Below are 22,431 nucleotides of genomic sequence, written 5' to 3'. Positions count from 1 at the left end.
GCGCCATTTAAGCGCGTTGCACCTTTTTTAATCACTCCCTGCTTCAAACTAGTGCGTTTACGAGATGGCCCTGTGGGCCAAGGCTTGGGCGATAAAGACACGCATTTTATTCAAGATGCTGATTTATAAGTTTTCTTTGTTGTCACTTGGCTGACACAAATCTGTCTTCATGCTGTTATTTTGCGCTGGCATGGTTACTGCCTATCTAAGGCTATGGATGAGCAGTCGCGGGGGCGACAAATATGGGGCTGGAGAAGTTGCTGTATTTGCGGGGCGTGGGAGCAGACTTTACCGACTGCTTCGGCCAGTACATCCGCATTCCCGAGGCTGACAGGCAAGGGATTTTGACCTGTATGTTGCAGGAGAAAAATACTCAGGCCTGCGAGGCAAAGGATGAACCATTAACGAGTTTACCCAGTGGCGACGAGCTTGACGCTCAGGTATATCAACTCGATGCACAGCATTGGACACAAGTATTGCCAGCGTTTCATTGGTGCTATGTCGACGAACCTTGGGTCTGTCTGTATTTACCTCAATCTTACCGTGGCGATCTGCTGCTCACCTTTACCTGCGAGCAAGGGGAGAGGGTTATCCTCGAGGTGCCGTTTTCGGCGCTAAAACCGATTGGGGATTATCGGATTCAGGCGCAGGAGTTGGCACAGTTTGGCAATAGCCCCTTTGCCAATGAGTGTCAGTTCCTGCAATACCGCCTCGACCTTTTAGGTCATGAGTTTCATTGCCGTGATGCGGGTGATGCAGCTGAGCAAGATAGCAAGGTTGAGCCGCGCCGTTCATGGGAAAATGTCAGCGCCGCGCTAAACACATCTAATAATAAAGACAACTTAAGTGATTTATCTTGCTTGGGATTGGGCTACCACACACTGAGCGTCAGTTTGCTTGGGCTGGCAGATGATCAACAAGGTCTAGCATCGGCAAGCACCTCAGCAGCAAGCAACTCATCAGTAAGCATTTCGGCAGCAAGTAAGGCGACTGAGTTCCATGGCACTTTTATGGTGGCACCGAGAACCGCCTATCAAGGGGTGATGAGCGCTGTGGCTCAAGGAAAGCGCCATAAACCGTGGGGTGTGAGTCTTCAGCTCTATAGTCTGCGTAGCGAAAGCCAATGGGGTATGGGCGACTTTGGCGATTTAGAACAACTTATCGGTTTAGTGGCCGAATATGGCGCCGATTTCATTCAACTTAATCCATTGCATGCCTTAGATATTGCCGCGCCGGAACATCCGAGTCCCTATAGTCCCTGCGATCGTAGAAGGCTGAATCCGCTGTATATTCATTTACCTAGCGTGTCTGAATTTGAGCCATTAAAAACGGAGTTTGCGGCGAAAGAATGGCAAGAAGCCATTGCCCTACTCAACGCGGAGAACTGGCTCGATTACCCCAAAGTGAGCGAGCTTAAGTACCGCGCCTTTGCACGTTTATACACTGTCTTTTGCGAACACCATTTACAGCCAAACACACCCAGGGCGCAGCGATTTGAGGATTTTGTGGCAGAGCAGGGCGCGCCGCTCAGGGAATTTGCCCAAGCCGAATCGCTACGCAGTCCACGGGCCATCGCACAGGATGAAGGTTTTTATTTATACCTGCAGTTTGTGGCTGAAGATCAACTGCAATTGTGCCAGCTCAAAGCCAAAGAAGCGGGAATGGGCATTGGGCTTATTCGTGATTTGGCCGTAGGCGCTGCGTTGCAAGGCGTTGAGGTTCAAGCCAATTCACAGCAGTTCTGCTTAAACGCCAGCATAGGCGCGCCGCCAGATCCCTTCGCGCCGCAGGGGCAAAACTGGGGACTTACGCCCCTCGATCCCGTCAAGCTTAAACAGCATCAATATCGCCATTTTATTGAATTGACTCGCGCCAACATGACCCACTGCGGGGCACTGCGAATCGACCATGTGATGGGGCTGCTGCGACTCTGGTGGTGGCCACTGGATAAGCGCCTCGGCCATGGCGCCTATGTGTATTACCCGGTCGAAACCCTGTTGGCGATTCTCTGCCTTGAGAGTCAACGTGCCCGCTGTGTGGTGATTGGTGAGGATTTGGGCCTAGTGCCGCCCGATATTATTCATCGCCTGTATCAGGCGGGGGTTTACTCCAACGAGTTGTTCTACTTCTGCAAAGACCATCAAGGCTTTAAGCCGCCGAGCCACTATAAGTTCCAAAGTTTGATGATGCTGGCAAACCACGATGTGCCGACGTTAGTCGCCTGGTGGACGGGCAGCGATTTGCACCTGAGGCGACAACTCGAACTGCTCAATACCGACGAACAATTAGGTGAGGCCTTAGCCGGACGTGAGCAGGAAAAACACCAGCTGGCGCAGTGCTTAATCTCCCAGGGCTTATTGCCGGAGACAGATATTCAACAGATTGATATTGAAGATTTATTAACGGCGTGGATGCCATTTGGCGCCTCGGGCAACAGCGCACTTTACAGCGTGCAGTGGTGCGATCTGCTCGGGGACCGCCATGCGGTGAATATCCCTGGCACTTGGCTCGAGTACCCCAATTGGCAGCGTCGATTGCCCATCAGCCTAAGCGAAGCTACAGCTAGGCCTGCGCTGGCTGAGCGTTTGCAACGCATTGCTGCGGCAAGACATTTGCCAGAAACGGCTGCGCATACAGATACCCTTTGACTAAAAATGGAAGCCAAATGATGACTCAAGCCCAGACTTACTTCTATGACGGTAGCGATGTCGCACTGTTAAACGGTCAATATACGGATGTGTTTTCCCTGCTCGGTATGCACAGCATCAACGAGGGTAAGGCCTTGGTGGTGCGCTGTTTTTTACGCAACGCCCAAAAAGTTGATGTGATAAGTCTTAAGGATGGCCGTAAAGTAGCGAGCCTTGAGCGGGTCAATGAGGCGGGGCTGTTTGCGGGGACGCTTGGCAGACGGGTTAAGCCCTTTTTGTATGCGCTACGGGTGAGTTATCCCCTCTGTGAGTTGGATATTATCGATCCTTATCAGTTTGGTTCCCTCCTCGATAGCCAGGACTTATACCTCTTCGGCGAAGGAAGCTCTGAGCAGGCCTATCGCTTTTTAGGTGCGAATTGGCGCCAAGTCGATAACGTCGAAGGCGTGCATTTTTGCGTATGGGCGCCCAATGCTAAGCGGGTTTCTGTGGTGGGGGATTTTAATCACTGGGACGATACTCGCCATGTGATGCGCCAACATATGGCCAACGGCTTATGGGAGATTTTCCTGCCTGATGTTGCCGAAGGCGCGCACTATAAGTTTGATTTGGTTTATCAAAATGGCGAGCGCCACGCCAAATCTGACCCCATGGCGACCCAAATGGAATGTGCACCGCACAATGCCTCCATAGTGCCGAAAAAACACCAACACCCGTGGGCAGATACACAATGGATGCACAAACGGGCGACCACGGCTTGGCATCGCGCCGCGATGTCTATCTACGAAGTGCAGCTAGGCTCTTGGCGCCGAAAAGGTGAGTTTGGTGAGCAATACTTTGATTATCAAGACTTAATCGAGCAGTTGATCCCCTATGTGAAGGAGCAAGGTTTTACCCATATCGAGTTGATGCCAGTCAGCGAGTACCCCTTCGACGGCTCTTGGGGGTATCAACCCGTTGGCCTGTATGCGCCGACCCATCGTTTTGGTGATGCTAATGGCTTAAAGGCCTTTATCGATGCCTGCCATCAGGCCGACATTGGCGTGTTACTCGATTGGGTCGCGGCGCATTTCCCTAAGGATCCCCACGGCCTTGTGCGTTTCGATGGCACTTGCCTCTATGAGCATGAGGATCCGCGCAAAGGCACACACCCCGATTGGGATACGCTGATCTATAACTACGACCGCGGTGAGGTGCGCAGTTTTTTGCTCAGCAATGCCTGCTATTGGTTGCGGGAATTTCACCTCGATGGGCTCAGGCTCGATGCGGTGTCATCCATGTTGTACCTCGACTACAGCCGTGAACCCGGGCAATGGCTGCCCAATGCCTATGGCGGACGGGAGAATTTAGAGGCGATTCATTTCCTGCAAATGTTGAATCAACGTTTGTATCAAGCCTTCCCCGGCATTTGCATGATAGCCGAAGAGTCAACCGCCTTTGCGGGGGTGACTAAGCCGACGGATAGCGGCGGGCTGGGGTTTGGTTTTAAGTGGAATATGGGCTGGATGAACGACAGCCTAAGCTACTTGGGCCGCGATCCCATCTATCGCCAGTATCACCATAACCAGCTGACCTTTAGTCTGATGTATGCCTATTCGGAGCAATTTATGCTGTCGATAAGCCACGATGAAGTGGTGCACGGCAAGGGCTCTTTGCTGCATAAAATTCCCGGCGATGATTGGCAAAAATTCGCCACCCTCAGGGCCTATTACGGCTTTATGTGGGGGCATCCGGGCAAAAAACTGCTGTTTATGGGCAGCGAGTTCGCCCAGCGTGACGAATGGAACCATAACCATAGCCTCGATTGGCATTTGCTCGCCTTCGAGCCTCACCAAGGCGTGCAGCGCTGGCTTCGCGATCTGAATCAGCTTTATCGCCAATTTCCCGCCTTATCCGTGCTCGACTATGAGTCGCAGGGGTTTCGCTGGCTCGATTGTGACAATGGTCGCGACAGTATTTTTAGCTTTGTTCGCTATGGCGAGGGCAGTGATGTGCCTTTAGTGTTTGTGGTGAACATGACGCCAACCCTGCACCAAGGATTTCGTATCGGCTTGCCCCAAGGCGGAGATTTCTGTGAGTACCTCAATAGCGACAGCCATCTCTATGGCGGTAGCAATCAGGGGAATGCGGGCAAGGTCATTGCCGAAGATTTACCTTGGCAGGGCATGGCATCGAGCGCGTTGATCACTGTGCCGCCTCTGGGTTGCTTAATCCTCGGGCCTGTGACGGATGCGCCAAGAGATACCAGCCTATGACGAATCGCTTGCCTGTAAATGCTGATGGCTCAACCGCCTATAACTTAAGTGCAGGGCAGCCTTTTCCCTTGGGGGCGACGGTCGATGATGGCGGGGTGAATTTCGCCCTGTTTTCGGCCCATGCCACTGGGGTGGAGTTATGTCTGTTTGATGCTCAAGGCGAGGTAGAAATTCAGCGCATCGCCTTGACGGAGCAGACCCAGCAGATCTGGCATTTGTATGTGCATGGGCTCAGTGCCGGCCAGCTTTATGGCTACCGTGTTTATGGTCCCTACGAGCCGCAATTAGGCCACAGATTTAATCCACATAAGTTGCTATTAGACCCCTACGCTCGCCAGCTCGTGGGGCGTTATCACCACCATATCGCCAATTTTGGTTATGAGATTGATAACCCTAATGAAGACTTATCTTTCAGCACCTTAGATAACGCGGATTTTGTACCTAAGTGCAAAGTGGTCGATACTCGGCCCCTTTTTTATGCCGCTAAGGCCCATGCTATTCGGCTGCTCTCAAGCAAGCGTGAGCCATTGCCACTTGAGCAGTGCATTATCTATGAGATGCACTTAAAGGGATTTACCGCGCTGCACCCTGAGATAGATGCGCCGCTGCGTGGCACCTTTGCCGGGCTGGCATCGAATGCCGCGATAGATTACTTAGTCAATCTCGGCGTGAATTGTGTCGAGTTACTGCCGGTTCAGGCATTTTTCTCCGAGCCCTTTCTGCTTGAAAAACAGCTATCTAACTATTGGGGTTATAACAGCATAGGCTTTTTTGCGCCTGAGCCGAGTTATCTCTCGAGTGAGGATATTGGCGAGTTTCGCACTATGGTGGATGCGCTACACGGCGCGGGTATCGAAGTCATTCTCGATGTGGTCTATAACCACAGCGCCGAGGGCAGTCGCCTCGGGCCGACCTTTAGCTTTCGCGGTATCGACAATCTGAGTTATTACCGCCTGCATCCAAACGATAAACGCTTTTATATCAACGATACCGGCTGCGGTAATACCTTAAACCTCAATCATCCGCGCATGTTGCAGTTAGTGCTTGATTCGCTGCGTTACTGGGTCGAAGTGATGGGCGTCGATGGCTTTCGCTTCGATTTAGCCGCCTGTCTTGGCCGTGAAGCCTATGGATTTGACCCCGGAAGTGGTTTTTTTGATGCGCTGCTGCAAGACCCCGTGTTGTGCCGGGTGAAGCTGATTGCCGAGCCTTGGGATATTGGCCCGGGTGGTTACCAGCTGGGTAATTTCCCGGTGGCCTTTAGCGAGTGGAATGACAGATACCGCGACACCATGCGGCGTTTCTGGCGGGGCGATCACGGCATGTTGCCCGAGTTTGCGCGGCGATTTCATGGCTCGGGGGATTTCTTTGAGCATAGCGGCCGGCCTCCTGCCGCCAGTATCAACTTTTTAACCAGTCACGATGGTTTTACCCTCAAAGATTTAGTGAGTTATTGCGAGCGGCACAATTGGGCCAACGGTGAAGAAAACCGCGACGGCCACCATGAGAACTTCAGTCATCACTATGGGGTAGAGGGCGACACTGACGACGCCACCATTCTCGCGCTGCGCGCCCGTCAGCAACGCAATCTATTGACCACATTATTCTTATCCCAAGGGGTGCCCATGTTACTCTGCGGCGATGAGACGGGCCGCACCCAAGGCGGGAATAATAACGCTTATTGCCAAGATAATCCCTTGAATTGGTTCGATTGGTCATCGGATGGTATGGATAGCTCTTTGCTGAGTTTCACCTCGCAGTTGATTGCTTTACGCAAACGCTTCCCGCTCTTGTGTTCCAAACGTTTTATCCATGAGCAGCTAGTGGCCAACGCCTTCGATTGGTCGTCCGAGTCATCTTCAAGCCATGCTGTAAGCTCTGTCTCAACCCCATCGGGGGCGAGGCTGGACTGGTTTAGCCGCCAAGGTGAGCCGATGAGCAAAAGCCTGTGGAGCGAGTCCATGGGCCGCAGCCTTTGCGTGGTGTTATCGGGTAATTTAACCGCCACTCAACCACAGACTCAGGGTGACAACCTTCAAGCGCTGCTGTTGATGGTGAATGCCGATGAGCATCCCTTGGCTTTTACCCTGCCGGTTTTTGACGGTTTGGGGCCGTGGCAATGCCTGCTGCATACCCAAACAGACCCACAATTTTTAACTCCCACTGAGCCGCTGGATGCTCAGTCCTCACCGACGCGGTACTTGTTACAGGATCGCAGTCTTATGCTGTTTCATGCTGATTTTATAAGGAATTAACTATGAGTCATAACAGTGAGCTGAGCCCCAATACCAGCGGCGTTCCCCCTAAAAAACGTGCCACTAAGGCCGCGCCGAGTAAGCCAAAAGCGACTCTCGAACCCTGCGAGCCCTGTGATGCCCTGCCCGCGACCTTTAATCGCCATGTGCGTTACGGTTTAAGCCGCGGCGAAGTGGCTCACGGTGAGTTATTTCAGTCTCTGGCACTCAGCGTTAAAGAGCAAATGTTGGATGAGTGGCGTGAGACGCGGATAAAAGATAGCTGCTATGACAACAAGCAAGTGGCCTACTTATCGCTGGAGTTTCTCATGGGCAGGGCATTAGGTAATGCCTTGTTAAATTTAGATTTAGAGCAAGACAGCCGCGAGGCGCTTAGCCAATATTCCGTGTCTCTTGAGGAGCTTGAGGAGGCCGAACACGACGCAGGTTTAGGCAATGGTGGCCTTGGGCGACTCGCCGCGTGTTTTCTCGATAGCTGCGCCAGCATGGATTTATCCGTCACGGGTTATGGCATTCGTTACGAATACGGCATGTTCGCCCAGAAGATTGTCGATGGCTATCAGGTGGAGCGCCCAGATCGCTGGTTGCGTGAGGGCAACCCGTGGGAGGTGCGCGTTCCGCACCATAATGTGACGGTAAAGTTCTTCGGTCACACCGAATCCTATGTGGATAAACAAGGGCGCAGGCACATGATTTGGGTCGATACTCAAGATGTGCTCGCCGTGGCCTATGACATGCCCGTGCCCGGTTATCGCAATGGTCGGGTGAATAGCCTCAGACTCTGGAAGGCAGAAGCGACGGATGACTTTGATTTAGCAGAGTTTAACCAAGGGGATTACACAGAGGCGGTGGCGTGCAAGAACCTCGCTGAACAAATCACTATGGTGTTGTACCCCAACGATGCCAGTGAAAACGGTAAAGAGCTGCGGTTGCGTCAGCAGTACTTTTTGTCCTCCGCCAGCCTGCAGGCGATTTTGAAGCGTTGGGTGCATCACCACGGCCATGATTTCAGCGATTTTGCCGCGAAAAATGTGATCCAACTGAATGACACTCACCCCAGTATTGCCGTCCCCGAATTAATGCGGCTGCTGGTGGATGAATATGGCCTCGAATGGGACGCCGCCTGGGCGATTACCAGCCAGACTATGGCCTATACCAATCACACATTGTTGCCCGAGGCGTTAGAGCGCTGGCCCGTGCGTATGATGGCGCTGATGTTGCCGCGAATTTTAGAAATCATCTATGAAATCAACGCCAGATACCTCGATTTAGTTGCCCACCACTGGCCGGGAGATGGCGCCAAACTGGCCAGCATGTCGATCATTCAAGATGGCCCCGATCCCCATGTGCGCATGGCGTACCTAGCCATAGTAGCGAGCTTTTCGGTAAACGGTGTGGCGGCGCTGCATACCCAGTTATTAAAGTCGGGCCTGTTTAAGGATTTTTATAGCCTGTGGCCGGAGAAATTTAACAATCGCACCAATGGCGTGACCCCAAGACGTTGGTTAGCCCACTGCAATCCCGCGCTTGCCAAACTGTTAACTAGTCATTTAGGCAAGGGCTGGGTGACGGACTTAAGCCAGCTGACGGCGCTCAATGCCTTAACCCAAGACGCCAGTTTTATTCAAAAGTGGCGTGAGGTGAAACAAGCCAACAAGGTGCAACTCGCCAAGATGATCGCCAAGGAATGTGGCGTCGAGTTTGACCCTGCAATGCTGTTTGATGTGCAGGTTAAACGGATCCATGAGTACAAGCGTCAGTTACTCAATATTCTGCATGTGATCCATCTCTACCATCAAATCCAGCAGGGGCATACAGAGCATCTGGTACCACGCTGTGTGCTGATCGGTGGCAAGGCGGCACCCGGTTACTTTATGGCGAAGCTCATCATCAAACTCGCCAGTAATGTTGCCCATATGGTCAATTGCGATCCTGTGGTGGCGCCTTATCTGCGCTTTGCGTTTCTGCCCAATTACAACGTCAGTGCGATGGAAAAAATCTGCCCCGGCACCGATGTCTCCGAACAAATCTCCACCGCGGGTAAGGAGGCCTCTGGCACGGGCAATATGAAGTTTATGATGAACGGGGCACTCACCATAGGCACCTTGGATGGCGCCAATATCGAGATGCTCGAAGAGGTAGGCGAGGATAACTTCTTCCTCTTTGGCCTCAACGCCGATCAAGTGGCCCAAATGCGCTGTGATTACCAACCTCAGCGCATTATCGCCGAGTCCCACGCCTTATCCGAAGTCATGGCCTTACTCAAGAGTGGCCATTTCAGCCTGCTGGAACCGGGTATTTTCGACCCCATTATCGCCTCGATTGAAAGCCCGGATGATCAGTGGATGACGGCGGCGGATTTCGACAGTTATCGCCTCGCCCAAGAGGCTGTGGCTAAGGCCTATAAAGATCCGAAAAAGTGGACACAAATGAGTATTCGCAACACGGCGGCCAGTGGTCGCTTCTCCAGTGATGTGACGATTGCTGGCTATCGAGATGATATTTGGAAACTGTAACGGAGAGGTTAATGAGCAAAGGAATGCGCTGTTGTATGCAATCCTGCGGCCTTAGGGCGGCAGGGAAGAGTGGTTGTGAAGCAATCGGCACTGATGTGCTATTTGGGGAGTAGAGCCTATGTCTAATGTACGTTATATCAGTAATTTAACTCGTGAAACCTATGCATTGATTCTGGCTGGTGGCCGAGGCTCGCGTTTACATGAACTCACCGACTGGCGCGCTAAACCCGCGCTGTATTTCGGGGGCAAGTTTAGGATCATCGATTTTCCGCTGTCGAATTGCATCAACTCGGGGATCCGCCGCGTTGGGGTGGTGACCCAATATAAGTCGCACTCGTTAATTCGCCACGTGATGCGTGGTTGGGGCCATTTTAAAAAGGAATTAGGTGAGTCGGTGGAGATTCTACCCGCCTCACAACGTTACTCGGAGAATTGGTATCAGGGCACGGCCGACGCGGTATTCCAAAATATCGACATCATCCGCCATGAGTTGCCTAAGTATGTGATGGTGCTCTCGGGTGACCATGTGTATCGCATGGATTACGCAGGCTTACTGGCCGCCCATGCCGAATCCGGCGCCGATATGACAGTCTCCTGCCTCGAGGTGCCTGTGGCCGAAGCGGCGGGTGCATTTGGGGTGATGGAAGTCGATGACGATATGCGCATTTTAGGATTTGAAGAAAAACCTAAGCATCCTAAACACTCCCCAGGCAATCCCGAGAAGTGTCTTGCCTCGATGGGCAACTATGTGTTTAACACAGAGTTTTTGTTCGAACAGTTGAAGAAAGACGCGCAAAATGCCAATTCCGATCGGGATTTTGGTAAAGATATTATTCCCTCGATCATCGAAAAACATAAAGTGTTTGCCTACCCCTTTAAGAGTGCTTTCCCCAACGAGCAAGCCTATTGGCGCGATGTGGGTACCTTAGATTCCTTCTGGCAGGCCAATATGGAATTGTTATCGCCCACGCCTGCCTTAAATCTCTACGATGCCAAATGGCCGATTTGGACCTATCAGGAGCAATTGCCCCCCGCTAAGTTTGTGTTCGACGATGACGATAGACGCGGAATGGCGGTGGATTCGATTATTTCCGGCGGCTGTATCATCTCGGGCGCGACAGTGCGTCGCAGCGTATTGTTTAACGAGGTGCGGGTCTGTTCCTACTCAGTGGTTGAGGATTCAGTCGTGCTGCCCGATGTGGTGGTGCTGCGCCACTGTAAGATTAAAAACGCCATCATCGACAGGGGCTGCATCATCCCCGAAGGCACAGTGATAGGTTATAACCACGACCATGACAGGGCAAAAGGCTTTAGGGTGTCCGAGAAAGGCATCACCTTAGTCACCCGCGATATGTTGGGGCTGCCCGTGGGCTATGAGTAAGGCCAAGTTGATAATTTGCTTGAATATTAACCCTGTTGGAGTATGAAGTTAGGTGAAACGCATATTAATGGTCGCGGCGGAAAATGGGGCGCTGAAAGGGGCGAAAGTGGGCGGGATGGCGGATGTGATCCGTGACTTGCCCCAAGCGCTCGCGGGTGTTGGTATCCAAGCTGATGTCATTATGCCCAGCTACGGATTTTTAACGGGCTTTGACGCCAAACTTATCCATGAGTTTGAGGTGAGTTTTGCTGGGCGACAGGAGCCGATTAAGTTGTATTGGCTGGCGCACCCCAAGGTGCAGGGCGCCAATATTTACTTGCTCGAGCATGGGCTGTGGCAATCGAGCCCCGGGCAGATTTATAGCCAAGGAACAAGTGATCGCCCCTTTGCCGATGATGCGACTAAGTTTGCGCTTTTGTGTGCAAGCGTAGCCAAAGCCTTAGTGGCGGGGCTTGTGCCTATGCCAGAGCTTTTACATCTGCACGACTGGCACACGGGTTGTTTAGCCATGCTGCGGGCGCTGGCGCCTGAGTATCAAGCATTGCAAAGCATAGAATGTGTGTTTTCGATTCATAACCTTGCGCTGCAGGGGATAAGGCCGCTGAGCCATGATACCTCAAGCTTTGCGGCTTGGTTTCCTCATTTATTCGCCCAGTTGGATGAGGGACAACGCGCCCAGATTATCGATCCCCGTTATCCCCATTGCATTAATCCGATGCGGATGGGGATTGCACTGGCGGATAAAGTGCATCTCGTCTCACCCACCTACGCCAAGGAGGTATTGCTTCCCTCTCGCCCAGAGTTGGGCTTTTTTGGTGGAGAAGGGCTTGAGGCCGATTTGCAACACAAAGCCGAGCAGGGGCGAGTGCTTGGTATTTTAAACGGTTGCGAATACCCAGAGGCTTTAGCTCAAACCTCCCTCGAACGTATGGGATTAACTGAGTTTAGGGCGCTACTGAATTGCATAGAGTCGGCCTTAGTGCAGTGGCAGGGCGGGCGAACTCAGGTGAGTGGCGTCGATATGATTGCTTTTACTCGGCTGCAAGCCCTGTGGCGCCAAGCCTCTGCGGGGGAGTTCCCGGACTTTCTGTTGACTTCGGTCGGTCGGCTGACCGATCAAAAAGTGCTGATCCTGCGCCATATTTTACCTTCTGGCTTATCGGTATTAGAGACGTTACTGCAACAGTTGCAGCAGACGCAGCCCAAGGCACTTTTTGTACTATTAGGCAGTGGCGACCCTGAGATAGGGCAATGTTTTCAAACCCTTGCGGCTAAGTATGCCCATTTTGTATTTCTGCAGGGATACCATGAGGAGCTCTCCCAGAGTCTTTACCAACAGGGTGATTTGTTCTTGATGCCAAGCTCCTTTGAACCCTGTGGAATTAGCCAAATGCTCGCCATGCGTAGCGGTCAGCCTTGCATTGTGCATGGGGTTGGCGGATTGCGGGATACGGTCGAGGATAATGTCGATGGCTTTGTGTTCTATGGCGACGATATCAAGGCGCAGGGTGAGGCTTTGCTAGCAAAGCTTGGCGACGCGCTGGAGACATTTGGCGGTAATGATTGGATGCAACTCAAACGTCAGGCGAAAGCACGACGCTTCGACTGGCACGGCATTGCCCTCGAATACCAGACTCGGCTCTACGCATAAGCCTGCCTGCACGGGATTTTGGCCGCTTGCCAAGGCAAGATTTTGTCGGCAAGGCACTGTAATTAGATCATGATTTGTAAGCAATTCTGCTACACTTGTGAGGGAGAGTTTTCGTAAGATAATCCGTTCCCTCATTTTGGAGTTGCTTCCACATCCATGGATAAAAGCATTTTCTTACCCTTAGTACAAAATGCGGCGTTACTGCTCGCCTTGGTATTTTTGTACGATGCGATTCCTAAAAAGCATCAGCGGCAGTATTTTCTGCTGTGGCGTCTGGGGATCGGATTACTCATAGGTGGCATAGGCGTCACGATTATGAGTACCCCATGGATGTACGAACCCGGCATTATCTTCGATACTCGCTCAGTACTCTTATGTGTTACCGGTCTCTTTTTTGGTGGCTTGCCTACTGCGGTGGCGGTGATTATCACTGGAATTTATCGTTACAGTATTGGCGGCGCCGCCATGTGGGTGGGGTTAGGCGTAATTATGTCCTCGGGCTTGATTGGCGTGCTCTGGCGTCAACAGCGTAAATCTTACCTTGCCAATATCTCGGGCAGAGAAATCTTCAGTTTTGCTTTTGTTGTACATATCGTTATGTTGCTGTGGTTCTTTTTGCTGCCGGATAAGGTTGCCATTCCCGTACTGCAAAAAATCATGCTGCCTGTGCTAACCATTTATCCCCTCGCGACTTGGCTACTGAGCCGTTTGCTGTCCCGCCGTTTTGAGCTGGAACGTGACGAGCAGATCCGTTTGCAGGATGATTTTTTATTCCGCAGCCAATTTAACGTCGGCAATATAGGGATCGCTATTACCGGCGTTGACCAAAAGTGGATGAAGGTGAATCCAAGGCTTTGCCAGATGCTGAAATACTCAGAGGATGAGTTGCTGCATATGACCTGGAAACAGCTCACCCATCCCGATGATGTCGAGGCTGATATCGTCAAGTTTGAACTCATGCTCGCGGGCAAGATTGATAACTATGAGATGGATAAACGCTTTATCGCCAAAGATAATTCGATTGTGTATACCCATATGACGGTCGCCTGTAAGCGCGCGAACCATCAGGTGTTATTGGTGATTGCGGGTTATTTGGATGTCACAGCACAGACTCTAGCCGATAGGGAAGTGCTCGCCAGTCGTGAGCAACTTGAATTGGTGTTAAGCAGTAGCGATTTGGGCGTTTGGGACTGGGATATCCGTAATGACCATATCGAGCGTAACGCCCGCAGCGCCGATATCCTAGGTTGCGATATCGACATGCTCAATGCCAATAGCCGCCAATGGATGGACTCGATTGTCGCCGAAGACAGGCCCAAGGTGCTGCACTCCATCGAGGCCCATATTCGCGGAGAAACGCCGCAGCATAAGATGGAATATCGCTTAAAAACCCTCAACCGCGATATTCGCTGGATTTTAGATACGGGCAAAGTGGTGAGCCGCGATGCTAATAACAATGCCTTAAGGATGTGTGGTACCTATACGGACATCACCGAGGCCAAGCTTATTGAAGAATCCTTAAAGCTGTCGGCACTGGTGTATGACAACAGCTCAGAGGCCATGAGCGTGCTCGATGAAACCGGTATTATCATCACGGTCAACGCCGCGTTTACCGCGATTACGGGTTACAGCGAGTCAGAAATTCGCGGCCAGCATATTCGCATGCTCTACTGCGACCTCAACGGTCACGGCTTTTATACCGAGATGAATAATGAAATTCGCGAAAAAGGCGAGTGGCAGGGCGAAATGCGCCAGCGACGTAAGAACAACGAAGAGTACGTTATTTGGCTGACCATCAACACCATTAACGATAAAGATGGTCAACCCTATCGCCGTGTGGCGCTGTTTTCCGATATCACAGATAAAAAACAGAGCGAGCATTTGATCTGGAAACAGGCTAACTACGACACGCTCACGGGCCTACCGAATCGGCGCATGTTGCTCGAATATTTGGGCGCCGAAATCAAGAGTGCCGATCGCAATCGCAATCACTTTGCCTTGATGTTCCTCGATCTGGATTACTTTAAAGAAGTGAACGACACCCTTGGCCATGCCATGGGGGATCTATTGCTGATTGAAACCGCCAGTCGCTTAAAATCCTGTGTGCGGGATACCGATGTGGTGGCTCGCCTCGGAGGGGATGAGTTTACTGTGGTGCTGAGCGCCATGGAGGATCACAAGGGCATTGAGCGGGTCGCCGAACACATTTTACGCCGCATTGCCGAGCCCTATGTGCTGGGGGAAGAAACCGCCTATATCAGCGCCAGTATTGGGATCACCCTTTATCCCGATGATGCGACCAGCATTGAAGGCTTACTCAAACATGCGGATCAGGCCATGTATGCGGCGAAAGATCAGGGCCGCAATCGTTTTAATTATTTCACCCCTTCGATGCAGGAATACGCCAAATATCGGATGCGCTTAATCCAAGATTTGCGCCAAGCCGTGTTGAATAAAGAATTTGAACTGCACTACCAGCCGATAGTGACTATGACCACGGGCGAGGTGCTTAAGGCCGAAGCGCTATTGCGTTGGTTCCATCCTGAGCGGGGTTATGTGTCCCCTGCGGAATTTATTCCGGTTGCCGAAGATACTGGACTGATTGTCGAGATTGGCAACTGGGTCTTTGAGCAGGCGGCGCGCCAAAGCGCTCAGTGGCGTAAGACTCTGGGGGTTGAAATTCAAATCAGCGTCAACAAATCCCCGATCCAGTTTCGCGATGAAGGCACGTTGCTGCACAATTGGCTCGAGTTACTGCAGGAATTGGATGTGACAGGCACAGGGGTGTGCGTCGAGATCACCGAAGGGTTACTTCTCGATGCCAGTATGGGCGTGACCGAAAAACTCTTGGCCTATCGGGACGCGGGCGTACAAGTCTCCTTGGACGACTTTGGTACGGGTTATTCCTCCTTGGCGTATTTGAAGAAGTTCGATATCGATTATTTAAAAATCGATCAATCTTTTACCCGCAATATCGACACGGATGAAAGCGACCAGACCCTGTGCGAGGCGATTATCGTTATGGCCCATAAACTCGGGATGAAAGTGATCGCCGAAGGGGTCGAAACCGAGGCGCAGCGCCAAGTGCTGCTCAATGCGGGCTGCGACTATGGTCAAGGCTATTTATTTTCTAAGCCTGTGAGTGCCAGCGAATTTGCGCGTCAGCATTTGGTGAAAGAGGCTTAGGCGAGCATAGCGTGAACGCAGCCTTGAGTTTATGCCTATCTTTTGCCTATAAATGCGCCGCAAATTTTGCTAGACTCCGCGGCCCCGTAAAGGGCATATGGCGGCTGATTCGAATGGCAGTTAATCAGAGTAGTGCTTGATAAAGCCTGCTAACGACGTCGCACTTTATGGAACCAAGCTGCATTTATCGGTTTTGCATTAACACTTCGCACTCACAAAAAGAGCTTTTATGAAATTTGACACACTCGGCTTATCTTCCCCTATTTTGAATGCGATAGCTGAGTGTGGCTATCAGCAGCTCACGCAAGTGCAGCAGCAGGTTATCCCCCTCGCGCTCGAAGGAAAAGACATTATGGCCTGCGCCCAAACGGGCACGGGCAAAACCGCATCCTTTGCCTTACCCCTGCTTGAGCAACTGTCAAAGCAGCCAAATGATAAGCCTTTGCTTAGGGCGCTGGTGATGACGCCGACCCGGGAACTGGCAATTCAAGTTTGCGCTAACATTCAGAAATACAGTCAGTTTTTACCCCTGAAAACCTTAGCCGTTTATGGCGGCGCGAACATGAATCCGCAGCGTAAAGGGGTGGAGCAGGGCGTGGATATCCTGGTGGCGACGCCGGGGCGACTCTTCGACATTATTGGCCAGTTCCATTTAGATCTCTCGAGTGTGACCACCTTAGTGATCGACGAAGCGGACCGCATGCTCGATTTAGGCTTTGTGCGCGACATTGAAAAGGTAAAACGCCTTATCGCCACTGAGCATCAAACCATGTTGTTTTCAGCCACCTACAGCGATGCGGTCAAGCAGCTTTCCCATAAGATGCTCAATCAACCCGAGTGGGTCAATGTGGCCGAAAATACCACGGCATCTACGGTTGAGCAGCTGGTCTATCGAGTCGATAAACGCCGTAAGGCCGAATTATTGTCAGAGCTTGTCGGGCGCAACAATTGGCGTCAGGTGCTGGTGTTTGCCAGCACCAAGGAATGCGCCGAACATCTATTGCAGGAACTCACCCTCGATGGGATCAGCGCGGGCGTGTTCCACGGCGATAAAACCCAAGGCGCGCGTAATCGCGTGCTCGATGATTTTAAAGCGGGCAAATTGCGAGTGCTAGTGGCGACCGATGTGGCGGCGCGTGGCTTAGATATTCAGGCGCTGCCCTTAGTGATTAACCTCGAATTGCCATTCCTTGCGGAAGACTATGTTCACCGTATTGGCCGCACCGGCCGTGCGGGGCTCTCGGGCCGCGCGATATCATTTGTGTCTCCAGCAGATGATGAGATGCTGGCTGAGATTGAGGCCTTGATTGGCCAAACTCTGCCAGTGACGGTACAGCCCGGTTACGAGGAAGGCACACCGCTGCCTGCGCGTTACCGTGAGGCGCCGACGGCAACCACTAAGACCGCTAAATGGAATTACAAGAGCAGTCGCAATACGGGGGCTAAAGGCGCGGGCGCCAATGGCACTAAAGCTAATGGTGCGAGGGGCAAGGGTGGCTTTGGTGGCAACGCCGGATTCGGTCAATCGAGCGAAAGCCAAGCGCGGGCGCGTAAATCGCCAGCCCGTGAAGGTAAATACGCTAAAAATAAGCCGAATACTCAAAAGGGTAAATAATCCCTCTGTATCGGTTTATCCATTTATCAGCGCGCCATTGGCGCGCTTTTTGTTGAGCTTTAAAGGGATAATCCCTACACTCGAGTGCCCTCAATTCTGTTCGTTGCCATGAGAGTGTCGTCCATGATAATCAAAGCCATTCCCACTAATATCATCACAGGTTTTTTAGGCGTAGGTAAAACTAGCCTTATTAAACAGCTACTTAAGACCAGGCCCGAAGGCGAAACCTGGGCAGTATTAGTGAATGAGTTTGGCGAAGTGGGGATTGATGCTGGGTTGATGGATGCTAGCGACAGCGGCGTGCAAATTCGTGAGGTGGCGGGTGGCTGCATGTGCTGCGCCGCAGGTGTGCCGACTCAAGTGGCCATTAATCAACTGATCGCCCGTGCTAAGCCCGACAGATTGCTGATTGAGCCGACGGGGCTTGGGCATCCCAACGAGATTATCAAAGTGCTCAGTGCGCCCCATTATCAAAATGTCATTAGTTTGCAGAGCACTTTATGCCTTATCGATGCCCGCAAATTACGGGATGAACGCTACCGTGGGCACGACAATTTTATCCAGCAGTTGCACGTCGCCGATATGATAGTCACCACGAAAACCGATTTATACCCCGAGTTTGAAGCGGCAGAGGGCGGGCACTTGGCGGACGACTTAAGCCAATATTTGAATGAGTTACAGCTGAGTGATACCCGTGTGATTGAACACAGTGCGACAAAGGGATTATCCGAAGCCTTGCTCGACGGCCTTAGACAGCCACGGCGTCAAAAAGCATCGAATGGCAAATCCGCCGCTTTTCGACCCGTGACAACATCCGTAAGTCTTTTGCGTAATAGCCGCGACAGCTTAGGACTACAGGGCGTTTTTGCCGAGGGCGTGAGCGAGCAAACATTTCAATTCGATGCGCGCGGCCTAGTGCGTAAGCACAATCAGGGTGAAGGCTGCTATAGCTGCGGCTGGGTTATTGAGCCAATGCAAGAGTTTGATTTCGATAAACTCATGCAGTTTATCTCGGCACAGACTCAAGGCCATTCTGCACTTTTGCGGCTAAAAGCTGTGATGATCACCAGCGATGGCATTGCTGGGATCAATTGGAGTGATGGCGATATGGCGGTGACTGAGCTGGACGATAGCCTAGATTCACGCTTAGAAATGATCGCGACCCAAGCGCTCAATTGGGATGAGATTGAGCAAGGTTTGTTGGGGTGTTTAGCGCGCTAGGCTAAGTGCGCCATTTCATCTTCAGTGGGGCGCGTGCTACTCGGTCAGCATAGTATCGGGGATAGACACGCCCCTCGCCTTAGCGAGGTTTGCTAATTCACCACTTTGCACCATGTCCTGCAGAAACAGATCGAAACTCTCCAGAAGCGGCTGAAATTGGGCGTATTTTGGAAAAGCCATAAAGCCATCTTGAGTATCAATCGCGGGCGAAAGTGGCATGATGGCCTGTGGAAGCTTGATTTGTGCCAGTAGCGACTCAGTGTTGCGGACATTGCTGGCGAGCAGATCGAGATCCCCACGGGATAAGCGCTCTATACCACTCTTAAGATCGGCAAATTCATTGATGGTGAGCGACTTAGTGCGCTCGTTAAACAGATAGCCGTAACTCCAACCCTGCATTTTACCAATTCTTAGGCCACGGATACTGGCGTAATTGCCATCCCAAGGCGTGGGATGATGGGGTCTGGCGTAAAAGACAATGTCGTCACGGTAAAAGGCGAGGGACGAAAAGGCTAAGACTTTCTGACGAGCTTCTGAAATGTAGGGGCCAATTAGGATATCCGCTTGCCCTCGTTCGACCATAGATTGGGCGCGGCGCCAGGGTGCAAGTTGATAGTGAATCGTCACTTTTTGGCGTTCGGCAAAGCGATTCAGAATATCCACAGCTAAGCCGTTGTATTCGCCCTTGGCGTTTTGTTCAAAAATCTGGCTAAACGAGGTACCGACGGCAAGCAGCTCCTCCGCCTGTGCGGGTGGGCACAGGCTCGAGAGGATAAAAAGGCTGCAAGCGATAAGCACTCTTTTACATGCCATTGACGGTTCCTTTATGACGACTATAGGAATTTAGTTCAATTTCGAGGTAGTTATTAGGTAAATGTTCTTTTTCCTCAATACTGGCAAATTGTACACCGATTTTTATGCTTACTCGCAGTTTGCAAAGTGACTATACGGGATAAGAGTGTTTCTTTAAATGGACGATAAGCGGCTAAATTTATGGATGTTTTACTTATTTTGCTTATCTGGCTATACCTGTTTCAATTTGTATCTTGCTAGGGTGGCTATAGATGAAGACGCGGATATTCAGGCAGATTCAAGCAATCTGAGGTATGCTGCGCCGCCAATGGGTATTTTTCGATAAGAAGTGAGCAAATGAAGTTACAGCAAGTCGATAAAACGGTTTACCGCAGTAATATGAACCTGTTTATGGTGGTTTTAGTCTTGGGGTTGATAATCAGCTCCCTCGGGTTTGGTGCTGGACTTATCGCACTCTTTGGTGTCGAGGCTGTGCCCGGTGAGCCAACGGGGAATTTCCATTGGAATCTACTCGGGGTGATTTTGGCGGTATTACTCAGTAGCGCCATAGTGTATCAGCTTAAGACTCAGCCCTTTTTTAAGGAAATTTATTATGTGTGGCAGTTAAAGCAACTGCAAAATCGCATTTATCGAAAGTTGAATAAAATCCGAGCTGCGGCGGCGAATAATGATATAAACGCCCTGATTACAATGCTGTTTTACTTCACCAGTTTACGACAGGTTTACCTGCTGGATGATAATACTTTAACTTTATCGTCCGTCGATAAGGAACTCTCTGAGCTGCAAGCACAATGTGATGCCTTGGGTTTAACTCTGTCAGCAGAACAGTTTGAGGTAACACTGTTAGCAGGCTTTTAATGGTTTCGGTCAAACATCCAATAAAAAAGTGAGTGCATGTACACTCACTTTTTTAGGACTCACTTTTTAGAACTCACTTTTTACATAAGCCTATTGGAGCGAGATCTTATGCCTCATATTGCGCCCCTAAAGACCTCAATCCATTAGTGCGCGGCTTGCTGCGCCCGTTGCAGCGACAGTAACCACTTACCATAGATATAAATCCCTACAGCCGAAATGGTGCCGATCGCGGCGATAATATACCAAGCCATACCGATATTGTGGCTGTGGTAGAGCAGCTGAGTCAGATCATGGGCGTTTTCGCCAGTAAAGCTGACTAAGGTGGTAAAGGCTTCCCCTTGCGGGATGGCATTCACATCCGCTGAGTTCATGCCACGCTCGAGTAATAACTCGCGTGAAAACAACTCTTTCGAGGCAAAAATCTCATAGAGTTTAGGGCCAAAATAGCCTTCTAAGCCCCAACCAATCCCTTGCGGCAGCATCACAAAACCAAGGTACATGGCTTTTTTACCTTCGGGGGCAATGTTACCCATAAACTCGTTCTTCTTTGGGCTTATCATCATCTCGCCGATGGAGAACATGGCAATGGCGAACACGATAAACCAAGCGGCATGAAAGGCGCCGATAAATACAAAGGCCAAGATACTGAGTAAACAGCCAATCAGCATCGCTGTGGTGATGCGGTATTTGGCAGTTAGGGCGGCAATTAAAAAGCAGCTGGTCATAATCAGGCCGGCGTTGAGGTTCAGCATGCCTTCTGGCATCACCTTAGTGCCTTCGTTATTTAACCCTAGCCAGAATTGTAAAATGCCGTTACTGGTACCTTCGCTGCCAAACAGACTAGTGACAATCACGCTGGTATCGACCCACTCGGAGATGTGGATCGGCAGCACGTCGAATAGGGAGTTATACAAGAACCAAAAGCCGGCAAACACTAACATGTAATAAATCACGATAGGCTTTTTAAGCTCATGCCAAGCGTCGCGCCAGAGCGCTTCTTGCTTAACTTCGCCGGATTTAATTTGTTGATTGCGAGCAACGCGCTCGGCCTTACCCGGCTCGGTATACGTCAATAGGAACAAGAAGTTTAACGAGATAATCGCGGCGCAGGCATAAAACACATTATCCCAAGAAAGCTGGCGCATATGCACGGCAACCAATGGGCCTAAGAAACCACCGATATTCACGACTTGGTAAAATATCCCCCAGGCCATGGAGGTATTATTGCGATTGGTGGAGAGTACTAAGGTGCCTTGAATACCGGGTTTAAATATCCCAGTGCCGATGGCGAGTAACAGTGCCCCCGATAAGAAGCCCCAAAAGGTGGGGAAAAACGCCATGGTCAGGTAGCCCATGATTTTAATCACGGTTGAGCCGAAAATCGTTTCCTTGTAACCAACCCTATCGGAAATCCCGCCAGTAAACACGGGCACAAAGGTCTGCATAATGGCCCAGAGCGAGATAATGATGCCATAGTCGCTGAGGCTTATCCCCAGACCGCCCGCCGACTCGGGGGCTTTGGCGTATAAGCCCGCACTGGCTTTGACACCGTAATAGGCGATACGCTCGACCAGCTCCATACCGCCCACTAACCAAAAAATATAACTTAGGCTAGTGATCGAGGCCCACATGCCTAACTGCTTGACTTCGCGCAGATCATTCTCTGCATTTGGACTGCTGTGACTCATGTCCTTCCCTTTATTATTGTTATTGAATTTAATTTCACTAATTCATTATTAATTAAATGGTTAACGCAATTGCTTGGGCAAATAACGCCGTAATAATTAACCGATTTCGGGCAATTTAAGCCTACACTTTACCTAATTAAGGGTTAAATACCAAAAAAGTAGTGAAAAATGATGACTTTCACCACATCTGTTATTAAGTGATGCTTGCTTGTTGCAATCACGGAATAAATATGTGCTAGCAGTAAAGTATTGTGCTGATTAGTTTTTGTTACAAGTTTATCCCGTTAAACGCGATTGGTATTAAGGTAAAATTTAGGTACAATCCACTGCCGCATTTTTGTTCA

Annotated in this window: 12 protein-coding genes; 10 read left to right on the top strand and 2 right to left on the bottom strand. The window is 50.9% G+C overall.

Annotated elements, in window-relative coordinates; genetic code table 11:
- Positions 1-242 precede the first annotated feature (242 nt).
- The 9 genes from malQ (at position 243) to CBX96_RS01200 (ending at position 18,728) form a co-directional block, all read left to right on the top strand.
- On the top strand, positions 243-2,648 hold the full coding sequence (gene malQ / locus CBX96_RS01240; protein ID WP_109285435.1) for a 4-alpha-glucanotransferase: 2,406 nt from the start codon (positions 243-245) through the stop codon (positions 2,646-2,648).
- A gap of 17 nt (positions 2,649-2,665) precedes the next feature.
- Positions 2,666-4,903 carry a 1,4-alpha-glucan branching protein GlgB gene (gene glgB, locus CBX96_RS01235; protein WP_181382117.1) on the top strand — a complete coding sequence of 746 codons (2,238 nt, stop codon included), beginning with the start codon at positions 2,666-2,668 and terminating at the stop codon, positions 4,901-4,903.
- The gene (gene glgX / locus CBX96_RS01230) at positions 4,900-7,158 is read left to right on the top strand and encodes a glycogen debranching protein GlgX (protein WP_109285434.1); all 2,259 of its coding nucleotides are present in this window, start codon (positions 4,900-4,902) and stop codon (positions 7,156-7,158) included. Before glgB ends, glgX begins: the two co-directional genes overlap by 4 nt.
- A 2-nt stretch (positions 7,159-7,160) precedes the next feature.
- Positions 7,161-9,674 carry a glycogen/starch/alpha-glucan phosphorylase gene (locus tag CBX96_RS01225; protein ID WP_109285433.1) on the top strand — a complete coding sequence of 838 codons (2,514 nt, stop codon included), beginning with the start codon at positions 7,161-7,163 and terminating at the stop codon, positions 9,672-9,674.
- Positions 9,675-9,792: 118 nt separating this feature from the next.
- Positions 9,793-11,055: a glucose-1-phosphate adenylyltransferase gene (glgC, locus tag CBX96_RS01220; protein ID WP_109285432.1), complete on the top strand. Its 1,263-nt coding sequence runs from the start codon at positions 9,793-9,795 to the stop codon at positions 11,053-11,055.
- Positions 11,056-11,122: 67 nt separating this feature from the next.
- Positions 11,123-12,706 (top strand): glycogen synthase, encoded by a 1,584-nt coding sequence (locus CBX96_RS01215; protein ID WP_181382127.1) that lies wholly within the window; start codon positions 11,123-11,125, stop codon positions 12,704-12,706.
- A gap of 156 nt (positions 12,707-12,862) precedes the next feature.
- Positions 12,863-15,892 carry an EAL domain-containing protein gene (locus tag CBX96_RS01210; RefSeq protein ID WP_109285430.1) on the top strand — a complete coding sequence of 1,010 codons (3,030 nt, stop codon included), beginning with the start codon at positions 12,863-12,865 and terminating at the stop codon, positions 15,890-15,892.
- A gap of 229 nt (positions 15,893-16,121) precedes the next feature.
- Positions 16,122-17,507, top strand: a complete 1,386-nt coding sequence (locus CBX96_RS01205; protein WP_109285429.1) for a DEAD/DEAH box helicase — start codon at positions 16,122-16,124, stop codon at positions 17,505-17,507.
- A gap of 123 nt (positions 17,508-17,630) precedes the next feature.
- Complete coding sequence (locus tag CBX96_RS01200; RefSeq protein WP_109285428.1) at positions 17,631-18,728, top strand: GTP-binding protein; 1,098 nt, start codon at positions 17,631-17,633, stop codon at positions 18,726-18,728.
- Between the two features lie 36 nt (positions 18,729-18,764).
- On the opposite strand, the gene CBX96_RS01195 is transcribed toward CBX96_RS01200, so the two are convergent.
- Complete coding sequence (locus CBX96_RS01195) at positions 18,765-19,541, bottom strand: ABC transporter substrate-binding protein (protein ID WP_109285427.1); 777 nt, start codon at positions 19,539-19,541, stop codon at positions 18,765-18,767.
- A gap of 336 nt (positions 19,542-19,877) precedes the next feature.
- On the opposite strand from CBX96_RS01195, the gene CBX96_RS01190 reads away from it, so the two are divergent.
- The gene (locus CBX96_RS01190) at positions 19,878-20,399 is read left to right on the top strand and encodes a DUF3087 domain-containing protein (RefSeq protein WP_109285426.1); all 522 of its coding nucleotides are present in this window, start codon (positions 19,878-19,880) and stop codon (positions 20,397-20,399) included.
- 143 nt (positions 20,400-20,542) lie between these two features.
- Here the strand turns inward: CBX96_RS01190 and CBX96_RS01185 are convergent, their stop codons facing one another.
- Positions 20,543-22,087 (bottom strand): MFS transporter, encoded by a 1,545-nt coding sequence (locus CBX96_RS01185; RefSeq protein ID WP_109285425.1) that lies wholly within the window; start codon positions 22,085-22,087, stop codon positions 20,543-20,545.
- Positions 22,088-22,431: the final 344 nt, after the last annotated feature.

Origin of the sequence: Shewanella sp. BC20 (assembly GCF_003129585.1) — a bacterium.
GTDB lineage: Bacteria > Pseudomonadota > Gammaproteobacteria > Enterobacterales > Shewanellaceae > Shewanella > Shewanella seohaensis.
Note: the sequence above shows the minus strand (reverse complement) of the source record. Positions and strands in the feature narration are given on the sequence as shown.